This window comes from uncultured Abyssibacter sp., from assembly GCF_964000955.1.
GTDB lineage: Bacteria > Pseudomonadota > Gammaproteobacteria > Nevskiales > OUC007 > Abyssibacter.
Genome location: NZ_CAXFCL010000238.1, coordinates 1 through 15,781, shown reverse-complemented (window position 1 = coordinate 15,781; position 15,781 = coordinate 1). Strand labels below are relative to the sequence as shown.

The 15,781-nt window shown below is 65.1% G+C and carries 15 protein-coding genes and 1 tRNA gene; 10 read left to right on the top strand and 6 right to left on the bottom strand.

The genetic code is table 11. The features are described from left to right. The 3 genes from ABNS06_RS11680 to ABNS06_RS11670 form a co-directional block, all read left to right on the top strand. The coding region (locus ABNS06_RS11680) for a 7-cyano-7-deazaguanine synthase (RefSeq protein ID WP_348674776.1) at positions 1 to 373 on the top strand (373 nt) is incomplete at its 5' end. 101 nt (positions 374 to 474) lie between these two features. Then, positions 475 to 550, top strand: a tRNA-Lys gene (locus ABNS06_RS11675). Positions 551 to 689: 139 nt separating this feature from the next. After that, positions 690 to 1,940, top strand: a complete 1,251-nt coding sequence (locus ABNS06_RS11670; RefSeq protein WP_348674775.1) for a serine hydrolase domain-containing protein — start codon at positions 690 to 692, stop codon at positions 1,938 to 1,940. 16 nt (positions 1,941 to 1,956) lie between these two features. Here the strand turns inward: ABNS06_RS11670 and ABNS06_RS11665 are convergent, their stop codons facing one another. Both ABNS06_RS11665 and ABNS06_RS11660 read right to left on the bottom strand, forming a co-directional pair. Continuing rightward, positions 1,957 to 2,118 carry a hypothetical protein gene (locus tag ABNS06_RS11665; protein WP_348674774.1) on the bottom strand — a complete coding sequence of 54 codons (162 nt, stop codon included), beginning with the start codon at positions 2,116 to 2,118 and terminating at the stop codon, positions 1,957 to 1,959. A gap of 116 nt (positions 2,119 to 2,234) precedes the next feature. Then, entirely contained in the window at positions 2,235 to 3,302 is a 1,068-nt protein-coding gene (locus ABNS06_RS11660; RefSeq protein WP_348674773.1) for a hypothetical protein, read from the bottom strand. A gap of 269 nt (positions 3,303 to 3,571) precedes the next feature. On the opposite strand from ABNS06_RS11660, the gene ABNS06_RS11655 reads away from it, so the two are divergent. Both ABNS06_RS11655 and ABNS06_RS11650 read left to right on the top strand, forming a co-directional pair. Beyond that, positions 3,572 to 5,176, top strand: coding sequence for a glucan biosynthesis protein D (locus ABNS06_RS11655; protein WP_348674772.1), 1,605 nt, complete (start codon positions 3,572 to 3,574; stop codon positions 5,174 to 5,176). Between the two features lie 221 nt (positions 5,177 to 5,397). Beyond that, on the top strand, positions 5,398 to 6,591 hold the full coding sequence (locus ABNS06_RS11650) for a GGDEF domain-containing protein (RefSeq protein ID WP_348674771.1): 1,194 nt from the start codon (positions 5,398 to 5,400) through the stop codon (positions 6,589 to 6,591). On the opposite strand, the gene fabR is transcribed toward ABNS06_RS11650, so the two are convergent. Further along, entirely contained in the window at positions 6,574 to 7,248 is a 675-nt protein-coding gene (fabR, locus tag ABNS06_RS11645) for an HTH-type transcriptional repressor FabR (RefSeq protein WP_348674770.1), read from the bottom strand. The two genes, ABNS06_RS11650 and fabR, sit on opposite strands and share 18 nt — an antisense overlap. A 107-nt stretch (positions 7,249 to 7,355) precedes the next feature. On the opposite strand from fabR, the gene ABNS06_RS11640 reads away from it, so the two are divergent. The 3 genes from ABNS06_RS11640 (at position 7,356) to ABNS06_RS11630 (ending at position 10,591) form a co-directional block, all read left to right on the top strand. Continuing rightward, positions 7,356 to 8,537: a fatty acid desaturase gene (locus ABNS06_RS11640; RefSeq protein ID WP_348674769.1), complete on the top strand. Its 1,182-nt coding sequence runs from the start codon at positions 7,356 to 7,358 to the stop codon at positions 8,535 to 8,537. Between the two features lie 117 nt (positions 8,538 to 8,654). Further along, the gene (locus tag ABNS06_RS11635; protein ID WP_348674768.1) at positions 8,655 to 9,881 is read left to right on the top strand and encodes an NAD(P)/FAD-dependent oxidoreductase; all 1,227 of its coding nucleotides are present in this window, start codon (positions 8,655 to 8,657) and stop codon (positions 9,879 to 9,881) included. Continuing rightward, positions 9,878 to 10,591, top strand: a complete 714-nt coding sequence (locus ABNS06_RS11630; RefSeq protein ID WP_348674767.1) for a divalent cation transporter — start codon at positions 9,878 to 9,880, stop codon at positions 10,589 to 10,591. The genes ABNS06_RS11635 and ABNS06_RS11630 overlap by 4 nt, the downstream gene beginning before the upstream one ends. A 7-nt stretch (positions 10,592 to 10,598) precedes the next feature. Here the strand turns inward: ABNS06_RS11630 and ABNS06_RS11625 are convergent, their stop codons facing one another. Beyond that, complete coding sequence (locus ABNS06_RS11625; protein WP_348674766.1) at positions 10,599 to 11,657, bottom strand: NAD-dependent epimerase/dehydratase family protein; 1,059 nt, start codon at positions 11,655 to 11,657, stop codon at positions 10,599 to 10,601. Between the two features lie 260 nt (positions 11,658 to 11,917). On the opposite strand from ABNS06_RS11625, the gene ABNS06_RS11620 reads away from it, so the two are divergent. After that, complete coding sequence (locus ABNS06_RS11620; RefSeq protein ID WP_348674765.1) at positions 11,918 to 13,033, top strand: GGDEF domain-containing protein; 1,116 nt, start codon at positions 11,918 to 11,920, stop codon at positions 13,031 to 13,033. 7 nt (positions 13,034 to 13,040) lie between these two features. On the opposite strand, the gene ABNS06_RS11615 is transcribed toward ABNS06_RS11620, so the two are convergent. Together ABNS06_RS11615 and ABNS06_RS11610 are read right to left on the bottom strand one after the other, a co-directional pair. Then, entirely contained in the window at positions 13,041 to 13,319 is a 279-nt protein-coding gene (locus ABNS06_RS11615; protein ID WP_348674764.1) for a hypothetical protein, read from the bottom strand. Between the two features lie 6 nt (positions 13,320 to 13,325). Then, a complete protein-coding gene (locus ABNS06_RS11610) occupies positions 13,326 to 14,486 on the bottom strand; it encodes a Na/Pi symporter (protein WP_348674763.1) in 1,161 nt (386 codons plus the stop codon). A gap of 152 nt (positions 14,487 to 14,638) precedes the next feature. Here ABNS06_RS11610 and ABNS06_RS11605 point away from each other — a divergent pair, with 152 nt between their 5' ends. Next, positions 14,639 to 15,718 (top strand): FAD-dependent oxidoreductase, encoded by a 1,080-nt coding sequence (locus ABNS06_RS11605; RefSeq protein WP_348674762.1) that lies wholly within the window; start codon positions 14,639 to 14,641, stop codon positions 15,716 to 15,718. Positions 15,719 to 15,781: the final 63 nt, after the last annotated feature.

Here is a 15,781-nt window from a genome sequence, read left to right as displayed (position 1 = left end):
GGGCTACGTGGAGGTGCTGGGCGCCGGGAATCTGTTCCTGGGCGTCAACGCGGTGGATTACTCCGGTTACCCGGACTGTCGGCCCGAATTCATCGATGCATTTTCCGAACTGTCGCGGCTGGCGACCAGGCAGGGTGTGGAAAGCGGGCAGGGGCTCAACATCCACGCACCGCTGATCCACCTGAGCAAGGCGGACATCATCCGCCGCGGGCTGGCGTTGGGCGTGGACTACGCCATGACGGTGTCCTGCTACCAGGCCGATGCCGCCGGTCGTGCCTGCGGACGCTGCGACTCCTGCCGGATCCGGCGCGACGGCTTCGCCCAGGCCGGCGTCGACGATCCCACGCTGTACCAGCCCGACGCGAGCGGGTAGAATGCGCCTCCGCTGGCGGGCCGCAGTGTCGTCAACCTGATGCGCCTCGTCGGCCACACCGCTTTCAAACCGCGCGGACCGGGCGCCTTGTCGCTCCGAATGGGTCGTTAGCTCAGTTGGTAGAGCATCGGGCTTTTAACTCGCTGGTCGTTGGTTCGAATCCAACACGACCCACCATACAATCTGTGACCTGGACGCCCCGCACGACGGGGCGTCTTCGTTCAGGAGGCGCGCGACGACCGTTCGGGACCGGTGATCCCTCACCGCAGCGTTCCGCTGTGTATGATCCGCTGCTGATCTCGGCAAGACCATTCCCATGTTCGGACGACGACGCAATCTCATTCGAGTCCCGCGTGACCTGTCGACGGTGACGCGCATCGACAGCGGTGCTGAAGCGGATCCGGCGTCGCTCGGCGTCGCCGAGAAGGACATTCGACGCATCTGGTCCAGCATCGAGCACCTCTACCGGGGCGGTACGCAGCCGTTCATCTCCCTGGGTCTATGGCGCAACGGCCAGTGCCTGATCAAGCGCTCCATCGGCCATGTGCGAGGCAACGCGCCGACCGACCCGGACGACGGGCGGGCCGTGGTCGGCACGCCGGACACACCGGTCTGCCTGTTCTCCGCGTCCAAGGCCGTGACCGCGGTGCTGATCCATCAGCTCGCGGAGCGGGGGCATCTGAGTCTGGAAGCGCCGATCGCCGAGTACCTGCCGGAGTTCGGCGCCCGCGGCAAACACCGCGTGACCGTGTCGGAGTTGCTGGCGCACCGGGCCGGCATTCCCCGCATCCCGATGCGCAGGCCCGATCCCGACATCCTGTTCGACTGGGATGCCGCGGTGGACCTGCTCTGCCGCGCCAAGCCGCTGCATCATGGCGGCAAGCAGGTTGCCTACCACGCGATCACAGGCGGGTTCATCCTGGGCGAGGTGGCTCGTCGCACCACCGGCCGGGAGCTACGACCGCTGCTGGACGAACTGCTGCGCACACCCCTGGGCCTGCGTTACTTCAGCTATGGCCTGGATGCGGCGCACCGCCATGAACTGGCGCAGGACACCTTCACCGGCCCGGTGCCGCCGAAGCTGATCGGCATGATCGCCAAACGCGCGCTGGGCGTACCGTTCCAGACGGTGCCGTCGATCTCCACCGACCCGCGGTTCATGGAGGCGGTGATCCCGGCGGGCAACATCGTCGCCACCGCCGACGAGATGTGCCGCTTCCTGACCATGCTGCTGCAGGACGGGGCGTGGCAGGGGACGCAAGTACTGAAGCCGGAAACCGCACAGCGCCTGCGCATGCCCGTAGGCGGCCGGCAACTCGACAAGACGCTGGTCGTTCCGGTGCGCTTCTCCGAAGGCCTGCTGCTGGGCGATTCGCCGGTCGGCCTGTACGGGCGCAACAGCAGTGCCAGCTTCGGGCACCTGGGCTTCATCAACATTCTCTGCTGGGCCGATCCGAAACGCGATCTGGCCGTCAGCCTGCTGACCAGCGGGAAACCCGCGGTGAGCTCGCATCTGCTGCAACTGGCCAGGGTGGTCACGGCGATCGACCGGTTGCCGATGGCCTGATCCGTCGGGTATCCGGCTAGCGGGTGGTGAAGAACACGGCACCGGCGAGCACCGCCAGCCACGCGAGCCCCTTGAACAAGAAGAACAGGAACCCGGCGGCCAGCAGCGGCTTCAGCCAGCGGCGCAACCGCGTTCGTGGCGGCGACTCCTGCGTGGCTTGCGGGTCCGGGGTTTCCATGGCGAGGCATCTTATCAAGGCAATCCGGCCGGCCCGGCTCCAAGAACAAAAACGCCCCGGGCTGCACACGCAGACCGGGGCGCGAACCGAAAAGGTTCAGGGAAACACCGGGTTTCCTACAGCGCTCCGAGGAAGGCGATGCCGGCGAAGGCAAAGCCGGAACATGCACCGGCCGCGCCAAGCAGTTCGGTGTAGTCCACGGTTTCCGCACTGCCGCCATCCGGCGTCAGCGTGACGGTATCGTCGCTGTTGAAGGTCACCGTCGCCGTGGAGCCGCCACTACTGATCTCGATGGTACCGCCGACGAACGGGCTGAGGCTGCCATCGGCCGACTCCATCAGAGCGTCGGTAGTCGCGATTTCCGACTGGGCGTTGGCGCAGCCGGAACCCGGAATTTCCGGGGTGATCGCAAAGCCGAACGGTCCGTCGATGTAGCTGCCGCTGGCATCGGTGAACAGCCGGAACGGCGCGTCCGTGTTGCCGAGGAAACTGTTGAACGTGCCGGAGGAGCTCACGTTCTGCCCGTTGGCGGTGGTGTCCACGTCGTAGTCGCCGTCGAAGTTGAATTGCAGACGCTGATCGTATTCGCCGGCCACCGCGTCCTCGGATTCGTCCACCCGGACGAAGAAGCCGTAGTCGATGTCCAGCACCACGGTCGTACCCTGCTGCTCGGTGTCCAGGTGATAGGTGAACCCGTAGGGCGCGCTCGTGGATTCGCCGATCGATGCGTAGAACACCGAGGCGTCGCCATCGACTACCTGACCTGCCTCGGAGCGGCCGTCGATCACGATGTAGTCGTTGGGGGTTTCGCCACCGTCGAGATTGCCCTCCAGGCGGCAGTCGTCGGCGACTTCACCGGAGACGTCGAAGGTCATCGACGTGAACGGCGAGCCGACGTCCTTGCCGGATTCGCTGACATCCATGACAGAACCGGAATCGCATTCGCCGTCTTCCACCGTCTTGCGCCGGGCGTCGACCCCGATGGTCGACCCGAGCGAGTCGATGCCGCTGATCAACTGCGCCAGGCTGCCGACCTGCGCACGCACGGTAGCCGGATCACTCAGATCCGCCGAACCGGTGACCGGGTCGCCGCCTCCGCTGTTGTCATCCTCATCATCGTCGCTGCAGGCCGCCAGCGACATCGCGACCATCACGGCCGCCGTCGTCATCATTAACTTGTTCATGAGCACACTCCCTCTCGTCAAACGCGCGTAATTGCGAGCGGGAGCGTCCCGTGTTCCGGGGGTTCGCCATACCCCCCAATCAGGGGTGTCATGCCCGCGGGTGCTGCATTTTGGTGAACCCCGTCACGTCGCGATACGAGCCTCCGGGTCGCAAGCGTCGGACGCTGCTTCGGAACTTTCGGCGGCCGGTGAGGACTGTTGTAGCAACCCATCCGATCGCCGGACGTGGGTTTCGCCCGTTGATCCGGCACGTGTTCAAGGAAGAACGCATGACAACGACGCTTCTCACCAACCGGCGTGGCCGGACTCTGTTGGGCGCGCTTGCGGCCGCCGGTCTGCTGCTGACGCAAGCGGCACCCGCCGCGCAGACGATCGGCAAGCCGCAGAGCTTCGACTACGCCTGGCTCAAGGGACACGCCCGCACGCTCGCCCAGCAGCCATACCAATCGCATGAAGGGGAAGTGCCCGAACAGCTGGAATCGCTGAGCTGGGACGATTATCAGCAGCTTCGTTACGACAAGGAGCATGCGTTGTGGCGTGACTCCGACGCGCTGTTCCGTGGCGAGCTGTTTCACCTGGGGCTTTACTTCCAGACCCCGATCACGATGTACGCGCTGGAAGACGGGCAGGCCAGGGAGCTGGCTTACGACCGTGATCTCTTTGACTACGGAAAATCCGGCGTCAACGCGCGCAAGCTCCCCAAGGACCTGGGTTTCGCCGGCTTCCGCTATCAGTTCCATACCGACTGGCAGCGCGATGTGGTCGCCTTTCTTGGCGCCAGCTATTTCCGCGCGGTTGGCGCGGAGATGCAGTACGGCATGTCGGCGCGGGGCCTGGCGGTGGACACCGCGATGCCGGACGGCGAGGAATTCCCGCTGTTCACCCATTTCTGGCTGGAAACCCCGGCGCCCGGCAGCGACACGGCCACAGTCTACGCCTTGCTCGATTCGCCCAGCGTGACGGGCGCATACCGCTTCGACATCACGCCGGGCGAGACGCTAACCATGAAAGTCGACGCCGCGATCTATCCACGCCAGCCCATCGACCGCCTCGGCGTCGCCCCGCTGACCAGCATGTACATGGTCGGCGAGAACAGCAGCCGCACGGACTGGGACTGGCGCCCGGAGATTCATGATTCCGACGGGCTGCTGATGCACACCGGCGGCGGGGAGTGGATCTGGCGTCCGCTGGCGAACCCGTCCAGTCTCCGCTTCAACGCCTATTCCGACGCCAGCCCCCGTGGTTTCGGTCTGCTGCAACGCGACCAGCAGTTCGACCACTACCAGGATGACGGCGTGTTCTACGATCGCCGGCCCGGTGTCTGGGTGGAACCGACCCATGACTGGGGCGAGGGCAGCGTCCAGCTGGTGGAGATCCCGACGCTGGACGAAACCTTCGACAATATCGTCGCGTTCTGGAACCCGGCGGAGCCGGTCGAAGCCGGGCGGGAGCTGCTGTTCAGCTATCGGCTGCACTGGGGCACGCAGCGCGTCGTCCCGCGCAACCAGGCTCGGGTGGTCGATACCTTCACCGGACTGGGCGGCGTGGTCGGGCAGCGACGCGAGTACTTCAGCCAGCGCTTTGTCGTGGACTTCGCCGGCGGGCCATTCCCGATGCTGGGCCAGGACACCACCGTCGAGCCGGTCATCACGGCGTCCTCCGGCACCGTCGAGATCACCTCCGCTCGGCCGCAGCACGCCATCGACGGCTATCGGGCGATGTTTGATGTGGTTCCTCCCGATGGATCGACCGACCCCATCAACCTCAAGCTGTATCTCGCCATCGATGGCCGCCCGGTAACCGAGACCTGGATTTATCAATGGACGCCACCGCCGGCGGACCAGCGGGATCTGCGCAATCCGGGGCACCTGTAAGTCAGCGCCTGCATCCTGATTCCCGACAACAGGTAGGGCAGGAATGATCGTCGACATTGCGGCTGCCTTCGGGCCCACGCGAAAATGACCAACCGGTTTCGTTCGCGAAGCCATGGCGCGATCAGGGAGAACAGGTGAAACGGGTTGGTTAACCGTGGTGTCGGCACGGTGCCGGATGACAACGCGCGGCTCTTGGGGTTCGCGGCTGTTTCACCCACGCGATGAAACACGATAAGCCCGGTATCAAGGATCTGGAGGATCAGCAGGCCCGCGGGCACTATCTGCTGACTTTCGATGCCACGTTGGAAGGTCCGTTTCGCCAGTACTACGTCCGCTTTATGCGTCTTCACGCAATGGCGGCGCAATACGCTGCACTGCTGTTGTGCGGTCTCGCGTTGTTCATCGAGTTCGCTTTCCTGCGATCACCATCGGAAGTGCAGCAGGTGTTCTTGATTGTGTTCGCCGCCGTCGTTCCCGTGGGGGTGATCATCGGTGGAGGCTACCTGCGCCTCGACCCCTCGGCACGGTGGTTGCCCGGCCTCTCGGTGGGTCTGATGATCTGCGCGTTTCTTGCGGTCTACTGGCTGGAAACAGTCTACACGCGCCACGGAATCACCTACGGCTACCAAACGCTAACCTTCGTACTGATCTTCAATTTTTTGCTGCTCGGACTCCGCTTTTACCAAGCACAGGCCCTCGCGTTGATCGGGCTAACGGGATTGATCACCACATACTGGTTCTTGGAGGTGTCACCGCGCGACATCGCGCTAAAGACCTACAACTACCTCGGGGTTGGAGCGTTGGCGAGCACGGCCGGCTACCTGCAGGAATACATCGTCCGCACCAATTTTCTCGACCGCGGCATCCGTCGCCACCAGGCGCTACACGACGGCCTGACCGGACTGCTCAACCGGCACGGGCTGGACATCCACGCCGACAGAAGCTGGCGACATGCCCGGCGGAAAAATACGTCGGTCGCCGTCGCGGTCTTCGACATCGACTGGTTCAAGGACTACAACGACGAGCTTGGTCATCCGGCGGGGGACGCCTGCCTGTCACGTGTCGGCGCCTGTTTGCTGCAATACACGCGCCGCCCGCTGGACAGTGCCGCGCGGCTGGGCGGCGAGGAGTTCGCCGTGGTCTGGGAGGATGTGGACGAACAGGCCGCGATGACGCTCGCCGAGCGCGTCCGCGCCGCAGTGGAGTCGCTGGCGATCAGGCATCCGTCGCCGCATGCCGATCACGTCACCGTCAGCGGCGGGGTGATCGCCGTCAGTCCGTCCAGCGGATTGTCGCTGAACACGGCGATTCTTGCCGCGGATGCCGCGCTCTACGAGGCCAAGCGCAAGGGGCGCAACCGGGTCGAGCTCGCCCGGGATTTCAGCGTGGAAAGGCCGCTAGCCGGCGGCGACTGATTCCTCGGCTTCCGCGGCAGCCATCGCCTGGGCGCCGAAGATGATCATCCGGATCATCGTGACCATCTGATCGGCGATCACCTCGCGCTGCTCGGGACCTGCCTCGACGGCCGATCCGCCGAGGGCGAACACGAGCCGGGTGATTGCCTTGGCGGCCAGTGCCGGTTGCGTCAGTTGCTGGCCGCGCTCCCGCGTCAGCCTGACGAGGTCATCACGAAGTTCGTCCTCGAAGTAACGCAGTTCGCGGTCCACCGCCTGCTTGTAGGAATCCGAACCGACGGTGCCTTCGCACAGCAGCACGTGCAGCAATCGGGCATCGGATGCCAGCTGGTCCATGAAAACCGTCACGGACGGCCGCGTGACCTCCTGGGTGGCGGACACCTGCAGGCGGGCTTCACGGATGATTCGGCGCAGGCTTTGCCCGGCCATGTCGATCAGCGCGACGGCAAGTTCGTCCATGTCGCGGAAGTGACGGTAGAAGCTGTTCGGCGCGATGCCGGCTTCCCGCGTGACCTCGCGCAGGCTTAGCGTCGACACGCTGCGATGGGGTCCGACCAGCCGCAGCGCGGCGTCGATGATGTCCTGGCGGGTGATCAAGGCCTTGCGCGTGGTCGCTGCCTGAGCGTCCGACGATTGTACAGCGCGGGCAGGGTGCATCAGCGGGTTCCGGTTCCGGTCAATAAGCGCATTATACAGGCGTATAGACATGCGTATATACACTTGTATAATCCGCTCATCCGCAACCAACCGGTGATCCATCGATCATGACGAGTCTGACCACGAAACCCGCCGACAGCGCCACCCGAAGCGAACGCGAATCCCTGCGGCCGTCGATCATCCCGTTCATCGGACTTCACATCGCCTGTCTCGGCATCTTGTGGACGGGTTTCACTGTCGAGTCGGTGGTGCTCTGCGCCATCCTGTACGTGATTCGCGTATTCGGGATCACCGCGGGCTACCACCGTCTGCTGGCGCATCGCAGCTTCAAGGCCGGTCGCGTCACGCAGTTCCTGATCGTCCTGGCGGGGTCGATGTCGCTGCAGCGCGGTCCGCTGTGGTGGGCGGCCAAGCATCGCGAACACCACCGTGACTCGGATACGCCGGCCGACGCCCATTCTCCTCGCCACTACGGCTTCTGGGGCGCGCACATGGGCTGGATCTTCCGCCCCCGGCACAAGGCGGACATGAACCTGATCCGCGATTTCGCCCAATACCCGGAGCTGCGCTGGCTGGAGAAGAACCAGTATCTGCCCGGCATGGCCCTCGGCCTGGGCTGTTATCTGCTCGGCGGCTGGGACGCGCTGTTCGTCGGCTTCTGCCTCAGCACGGTGCTGGTGTACCACGTCACCTTCATGATCAATTCGCTGGCTCACGTGTTCGGACGCCAGCGCTTCCTGACCGGTGACGACTCCCGCAACAACGCGGTACTCGCCGTGCTGGCGATGGGCGAGGGCTGGCACAACAACCATCACTACTACCCGAGCACCGCTCGTGCCGGCTTCCGCTGGTATGAAATCGACATGACCTACTACGTGCTCTGGGTGCTGTCGAAGTTCGGCCTGGTCTGGGATCTGCGCCAGCCGCCGCAATCGGTACTGCGCGGCACCAAGGCGCCGACGGCGCGAATCATCGATCAGACCGCTGGCCATCTGGCCTCCGCATTCTGCGTGGACGAGCTGAGCCAGCGTATCCGTACCGCCTGGGCGGACAGCCATCACATGGATGAGGTGAAGGCACGGGCCCGCCAGGCGCGAGACAGCGTCGAGGCCTATCTCGCCGACATCGAGCTGCCGCACCTGCCCACGCTGGATCAGTTGCGCACGCTGGCACGCCGCAAGTTCGCCAACGTGCCGGCGCTGGAAGACGTGGTCCAGCGTGCGCATGCACGTCTGGTCACCGCGGTCAGCGAGCGGCTGGCAAGCGATCTGGCGCCGCAGACGGCCTGATCCGGCAACCGGTTCCGCTCGACGGCCGAGCCTGGTGCTCGGCCGTTTTGTATTCGGGTGCGATACTGGGAGCCTCTCCGAACCACGCGAGCCCCGTCCACCCAGACGGCGCCATGCATGCCCGAACCCTCCGCGAACGCCCACTATGATGTCATCGTCCTCGGTGGCGGAGCCGCGGGGCTGATGTGCGCGATCACGGCCGGTGAGCGTGGGCGGCGCGTGCTGGTGGTCGAGCACGCCAACCGGGTCGGCAAGAAGATCCTGATGTCGGGTGGCGGCCGCTGCAATTTCACGCATCTGGCGACCACGCCGACGCGATTCCTTTCGACCAACCCGCATTTCTGCAAATCCGCATTGGCGCGATACACGCCCTGGGACTTTCTCGCCCGCGTCGACCGACACGGCATCCCCTGGCACGAGAAAACCCCCGGTCAACTGTTCTGTGATCGCTCATCCAAGGACATCGTCGCGATGCTCGTTGCCGATGCCCAGGCCGCTGGTGTCAACATCCTGACCGACTGCTCGGTGCACGACGTCACTCGTGACACGGGGTTCAGCATCGAGACGTCGCGGGGCCGTTTCCGGTCCGAGCGTCTGGTCATCGCCACCGGAGGACTGTCCATACCGAAGATGGGCGCCACGGATTTCGGCCACAGGCTCGCCGGTCGCTTCGGCCTGCCGGTACTACCGCTGCGCGCCGGTCTGGTGCCGTTCACGCTGCATCCGCCGGTGCTTGCGCTGTGGTCGGAGCTGGCGGGTATTTCCGCCCGGGTAACGGTGTCGGTGGATGCCGATGATTCGGTCGACAGACCGGCATTCACCGAGCAGATGCTGGTCACGCACCGCGGGTTCAGCGGGCCGGCCATGCTGCAGCTGTCTTCATACTGGCCGGACGGCGCGCCTATCCGTGTCAACTGGATGCCGGACGAGCCACCGCGGGCATGGCTTGAGCGCCAGCGCCGGGACCATCCGCGCAAAAGCCTGCGCAACGCGCTGTCCGACACGTTCAGCCAGCGCCTGGCGGACCGACTGTGCGCGAACTGGGCGGGCGAGGGCGTGGGCACGACCGTGCCAGTCGCGGAGCTGACCAGACCGCAGATGGACCAGATCGAGGACGATCTTCAGACCATGCGCTTTCATCCGTCGGGCACGGAAGGCTATCGGACGGCCGAGGTCACGCTGGGCGGCGTGGATACGCGGGCTTTGTCGTCACGGACCATGGAAACCCGCGATGTGCCCGGCCTGTTCTTCATCGGCGAAGTGGTGGATGTCACCGGCTGGCTGGGTGGCTACAACTTCCAGTGGGCCTGGGCCTCCGGTTGGGCCGCGGGACAGGTGGCATGAGCGGCGGGATGCTGGTTCTGATGATCGCCTGGATGGCGGGTCTCACCGCGGTGGTGGGCGGCACCATCGCCTGGCTGGAAGGCAGCGACGAAACGCCCGGCAAGCGGGTGCTGGTGCATGCCGTGATCGCCTTCGGCGGTGGCACGCTGCTGGCGGCGGTGTCGTTCGCGCTGGTGCCCGAAGCGGCGAAGACGCTGGAGCCATTGCTGCTGACGGTACTGTTCCTGGCCGGCGCCGTGGTGTTCATGGTGCTGGACGTCGCGCTCGCGCGCGCCGGCGGTTCCCGTGCCCAGTTTCTGGCCATGATGATGGATTTCGCCCCGGAATCGCTGTCGCTGGGCGCCGTGTTCATCGGCAACCACAAGCTCGGTTATCTGCTCGCAGGACTGATCGGAATCCAGAACCTGCCGGAAGGGTTCAACGCGTTTCGCGAGATGGTCGCGAGCGGCCGGCGGCCGCGCTCGGTGCTGCTCGTGCTGGCCGTCGCCAGCCTGACCGGACCGGCGGCCGCGTGGCTTGGCTACACGTTTCTCCAGGACAGCAAGGCCATCACGGCTTCCGTAATGGCCTTCGCCAGCGGCGGCATCGTCTATCTGATCTTCCAGGACATCGCGCCGCAGGCCAGCATGCGCCGTCATCCGCTCACGTCGATGGGCGCCGTACTGGGGTTCCTGCTCGGTCTGCTCGGCAACGTCCTGCTGATCGGTTGACCGAGCGCTATTTGCGCGCCCGCAGCCGGCCCACGTCGATCATCCAGGCGAACATGTCCTGAATCGATTCTTCCAGCGGGCGGAAGCTCATGCCCAGCTCGCTGACGACCTTCGTGTGATCGGCCTTGAGGTCGTAGCCAATGTTGCGGCTGACGAACTTGCGTGACAGTCCCTGCGTGGGGCCGACGAGCCAGACGAGGAACTTGGGCAGCGTTCGCGTGGGGAGCGGGTAATTCGAGAACCGGCCTCGCAGCGCGGCCGCCAGCCCCAGCAGGCTGGTGTTCCACGCGCTGACGATGTTGCGACCGTGCGCGGCCGGCGTGAACCCGGCCCGGTAATGCGCCTCCGCCAGATCCCGCACATCGATGACCCCGAGCCCCAGGTGCGGCGCGCCCGGCTTCATGCTGCCGTCGCCGAGCTGCTTGACGATGGCGAAGCTCTCGGATGTCGCCTTCGGGTTGATCGCCGGGCCAATGACCAGCGACGGATTGACCACGACCAGGTCCCATCGATCCTGCGCGTCGGCCATCTCCCAGGCGGCCTGTTCGGCCAGGGTCTTGGAGTACTGGTAGGGGTTGTGCTCCAGCGACGAGCTGGTGTTCCAGTGCGCCTCGGTCAGGGTCTTGCCGGGCTTGTCCTCACAGTCGATGTTGTCACCGTAAATCGCGGCGCAACTGCTCGTCAGGACAACGCGCTTGATCGTATCCGTCCGGCTGGCGGTTTCGAGCACGTTGCGCGTGCCGCGCAGGGCAGGTTCCACCAACTCGGCCTGCGGGTCGCGGGTCTGCATCGTGAACGGCGAAGCCGTGTGGAAGATCAGTTCGCAACCGGCCGCGGCCGCATCGTAGGCGCCATCGCTCAGCAGGTCCGCCTGAAACAGCTTGAGCGTGCCCGGCAGAGTTCCGGCGACATCGACCAGCGGGCCGACCTTGTCGGTGTTGTCGGGATCGCGAACGGCCGCATGCACGGTATGTCCTTCGCTGAGCAGCTTGTGAACCAGCCAGCTGGCGACGTAGCCGTTGGCGCCGGTGACCATCACCGGTGCTTCGGGGTTGATTTCGGTCACGGATCATCTCCCTTGTGGTGGACGCGGCCCTGTATGCCAGACCGACTTGGCGAGGCGGTGACAGCGGGTCGGATATCAGCCGTTCGTCGGGCCGAACGCCCCTCGCAAACACCGGCCCTTCGAGCTGCACTGTCGGCAATGGTAGTTCAAACACTTCATGGCTGGCTCGCGGCGACGAGGGGCGCCACCGCCTCGGTGACTCAGAATTTCGGGAACCGGCCGATAACCACGTGACGCGCCGATGCGGACGCTGGAAACCAATGGACGGAACGTCGACCACATACGAAGCCATCCTCGAAAACACCCAGGCAGAGGACGGGGAACTCACGCACCCCGGCCCGCCGGCGGAACGACACCCGGATGATTCCCTGGCGCGATTGATCCAGGCCAGTTCGACAGTCGCGCCCGATGAGACGGCCGAGGCGGTGCTGGACCGCATCCGCGAGTGGAAAGAGTTACCCGACATTCCGGTCATCGAGGGCGACAAGCCGCTGGGCTCGGTCAACCGCGTCAATCTTCTGGACCGGTTTTCCGGTCGCTATACCCGCGAATTGCACGGGCGCCGTCCGATTCGCGATTTTCTGGACAATCTGGCGCCCGTGTTCGAGCTGGACACCAGCGTCGAGGAAGCCTGCCGGCACCTGTCCTCCAGAACCGAGGATGTACTGCCGTCCTGCGCGATTCTTGTCGAGGACGGCTGCTACCGCGGCGTGGTGCCGACACGCGTCCTGATGCGACGGCTCAGCGAAGCACAGATCCGTGCGGCGCAGTACAGCAACCCGCTGACGCTGCTGCCAGGCAATGTCCCGACCGTGGAGCTGATCCAGGAGCTGCTGGATGCCGGCACCGAGTTTCGGGTCGCCTACTGCGACCTGAACAACTTCAAGCCGTTCAACGACGTCTACGGCTACGCCATCGGCGATGACGCACTGCGTCTCGTCGCCCGGATTCTGGTGGAGGAAGTCGATCCCGGGCTGGACTACATCGGCCATATCGGAGGCGATGACTTCGTGCTGGTCAGTCGGTCACCGGATTTCGAGGCCACCGTGCGCCGGATCGCCAGCAGCTTCAGCCGACGTGTGCGCAAGCTCTACAAGCCATCTCACGTCGACATGGACGGCATTCTCGCGGTGGACCGGGCGGGCAAGGAAACGATCTTCCCGCTGATGCGGCTGGCGATCGGGGTCGTCAAGCCGGACCCGGCGCTATGCGATTCGCATCACGATGTCGCCACGATGGCGGCGGACGCCAAGCATCACGCCAAGATGAGCGCGCCGGAATACCTGTTCTTCTGCCGGCGCGGCTCCGCACGCGGCGTGGTGGAAGTGGAGGGCGGCGGCGCGACCGACGAGCAGTTGCAGCTCTACAAGATGTAGGTGCGACTCAGCGTGAACGCCGGTCAATCCGTTCGTGTATCCAGCCGGCCAATTCGCCCCAGGCCTTCTCGATCGCGTCCTTGATCTCCTCCCAGGCTTCGGCACTGGCTTCGCGGAGGTCCGACAGCTTGTGTTCCGTCGACGCGAGGTGCTCCTCGAGGCGATCGACCTCGGCGTGCTGCAACTGCTCCAGCGCCGCCCGACGTTCGGCCTTGAGGTCGGTCAGCACCTGCTTCGCCCGGTCGATGCGGGTTTCGAGTTCCTGGATGTACTGGGTCTGATTCATGGGCCGTTACCTGAATGCGAAGACCATCAGGCCCGGAAGCAGAAAGAACACGCCGACGATGTAACTCAGGGCCACGGACTTGCGTTCACTGGCAACCCCGGCCAGGGTCTCGGAACACCAGATCGGAAAGTCCGTGATGCGTGTGGCCTTGAGCCACATCGGGATCAGGTAGATCACCAGAACGCCGGTGACGTTGTAGATCAGATGCACCAGCGCGATCTGCAACGCCGCGCCAGCCATGTCGCCAGAAACCGCGGTCGCGGCAAGCAGGGCGGTCACGCAGGTTCCGATGTTGGCACCCAGCGTGAACGGGTAGATGTCCCGCGTGTTGAACACACCGGAGCCGGCCAGCGGCACCATCAGGCTGGTCGTGGTCGATGAGGACTGGACCAGCACCGTCACCAGCGTGCCGGACCCGATACCCGACAGCGGTCCGCTGCCGATGGCGGCATGGAGGATGTTCTTGGCCCGACCCACCAGCACCGAGCGCAGCAGTTTGCCGACGCGGATCACCGCGACCAGGATCAGCACGATACCCACGATGACCATGATGATGCCGGTCACCATGTCGTCCAGACCCATGCCGTGCAGTCCACCCTTGACTAGGTCCACGCCCGGCTTGGTCAGGGGCTTCATGAAGTTCAGTCCCTTGATCGAAAGATCGGCATCACCGGCGAACAGGCTGACCAGCGCGCCAGCCGACTTTTCGAGGAAACCGGTCATGATCTCCAGCGGCAGGAACACCAGGACGCTGAACAGGTTGAAGAAATCATGCACGGTGGCGGCCGAGAACGCCTGCCGGAACTCGCGCTTGTCACGGACATGACCGAGACTGACGATCGTGTTGGTGATGGTGGTGCCGATGTTGGCGCCCATCACCATGGGAATTGCGATCGACACGGGCATCCCGCCCGCGACCAGGCCGACAATGATCGAGGTGACGGTGGACGAGCTCTGGATCAGCGCCGTGGCCAGCGAGCCGATGATCAGCCCCAGGAAGGGGTTGGTGGCGAACGCGAACAGCGTTTCGGCGTCGTCCTTTGCCGCGGTCTTGAACCCGGTGCCGATCATCGCCACGGCGACGAGCAACAGGTAGATGAACCCGACGATCGCCACCCAGGTCAGCAGATTGGAGCGACCCCGCGGTATTTCGCCGGTCGTATTCACAGCATCCGTCATAAAAGCCCCTTGCCCGCGCGCGGATTCTAACCCCGATGCGGCCGCTCGCCGCACAGAATCCGATCGTGAGCGCCGGAGGCTAGACGCGTTTCATGGCGAATTCGTGACGGCGCGGCCTTTCCGGGCCGACGGAGCAAGTCATGAATGATCGGCGTGTTGTGCTGGTCGGCGCCGGTCACGCGCATTTGCATGTCATCCGTCATGCGGCCCGTTTTCGGGACATCGGCGCGACGCTGACCGTGATCGCCCCGCGCGCGTTCCGGTATTCCGGTTTGGCGACCAGTGTGCTGGGCGGCCGCCACGCGCCGGAACAGGACACGCTGGACATCGCCGCGTTTTGCGATGCACAGGGCGCAGAATTCGTCGAAGGCGAGGTCGCGGCCGTCGATACGGATGCGCGGGTGGTGCGACTGGTGAGCGGCGAATCCCGGACGTTCGACTGGCTGTCGCTGAACACCGGCAGCCGCATCGATCAGGCTGACGGTGCGGAGGCGAACCTGTATCCGGTCAAGCCGCTGGACGCGCTGTGGGCGCTGCGGGAGCGGCTGGAATCCACCGCGATGTCCGCGCCGTCGTCCATCACCATCGTCGGCGGAGGGGCCACGGGCTGTGAGGTTGCGGCGAACCTGACAACGTTGACACGACGGCTGAATCGAAACGCGACGTTGTCGCTGGTCCATGCCGGCGAACGTCTGCTGCCGGGTCACGCACCCGGTGCCGCTCGGTTCCTGCGACGCTGGCTGGAGGAGCGGGGCTGCGCGGTGCGTCTCGGTGAGCGCCTCGATGCCGCCGACGCGCGTCAGACGAAGGATGCGCTGGTGGTGCTCGCAACCGGCCTGCGCGCCAACCTGGTCGACGTTCACCCGCGACCACCGGTCGACCCGGAGCAGGGCTGGGCGGTCAACGACCATCTGCAATCGCAGGCCACGTCGCGGCTGTTCGCGGCCGGGGACTGCGCCTGGCTAGTGTCGCGGCCGCTGCCCAAGCTCGGCGTGTACGGCGTGCGCCAGGGGCCGGTGCTGCTGGACAATCTGCTGGCGAGTTGCACCAGTGGGCCGTTGCGGCTGTTCCGGCCCCAACGCCGCGCCCTGAGCATCCTGAACCTCGGCGGAGAAACCGGTCTGGCGCTTTACGGGTCGGCCTGGTTTCGTGGCCGCTGGGTGCTGGCCTGGAAGCACTGGCTGGACCGGCGCTTCCTCCGCAGGCACCGCAGCGGCTGAACGAGGCAAGGGAAGCACTGATTGATTCACACCACCAAGACGGAGCCGGTTTTCCCGCAAGCC

Excerpts from the sequence above, each read along its gene's own strand:
- ABNS06_RS11670 (WP_348674775.1), top strand. The coding sequence starts at position 690 with ATGTTCGGACGACGACGCAATCTCATTCGAGTCCCGCGTGACCTGTCG.
- ABNS06_RS11665 (WP_348674774.1), bottom strand. The coding sequence starts at position 2,118 with ATGGAAACCCCGGACCCGCAAGCCACGCAGGAGTCGCCGCCACGAACG.
- ABNS06_RS11660 (WP_348674773.1), bottom strand. The coding sequence starts at position 3,302 with ATGAACAAGTTAATGATGACGACGGCGGCCGTGATGGTCGCGATGTCG.
- ABNS06_RS11655 (WP_348674772.1), top strand. The coding sequence starts at position 3,572 with ATGACAACGACGCTTCTCACCAACCGGCGTGGCCGGACTCTGTTGGGC.
- ABNS06_RS11650 (WP_348674771.1), top strand. The coding sequence starts at position 5,398 with ATGAAACACGATAAGCCCGGTATCAAGGATCTGGAGGATCAGCAGGCC.
- fabR (WP_348674770.1), bottom strand. The coding sequence starts at position 7,248 with ATGCACCCTGCCCGCGCTGTACAATCGTCGGACGCTCAGGCAGCGACC.
- ABNS06_RS11640 (WP_348674769.1), top strand. The coding sequence starts at position 7,356 with ATGACGAGTCTGACCACGAAACCCGCCGACAGCGCCACCCGAAGCGAA.
- ABNS06_RS11635 (WP_348674768.1), top strand. The coding sequence starts at position 8,655 with ATGCCCGAACCCTCCGCGAACGCCCACTATGATGTCATCGTCCTCGGT.
- ABNS06_RS11630 (WP_348674767.1), top strand. The coding sequence starts at position 9,878 with ATGAGCGGCGGGATGCTGGTTCTGATGATCGCCTGGATGGCGGGTCTC.
- ABNS06_RS11620 (WP_348674765.1), top strand. The coding sequence starts at position 11,918 with ATGGACGGAACGTCGACCACATACGAAGCCATCCTCGAAAACACCCAG.
- ABNS06_RS11615 (WP_348674764.1), bottom strand. The coding sequence starts at position 13,319 with ATGAATCAGACCCAGTACATCCAGGAACTCGAAACCCGCATCGACCGG.
- ABNS06_RS11605 (WP_348674762.1), top strand. The coding sequence starts at position 14,639 with ATGAATGATCGGCGTGTTGTGCTGGTCGGCGCCGGTCACGCGCATTTG.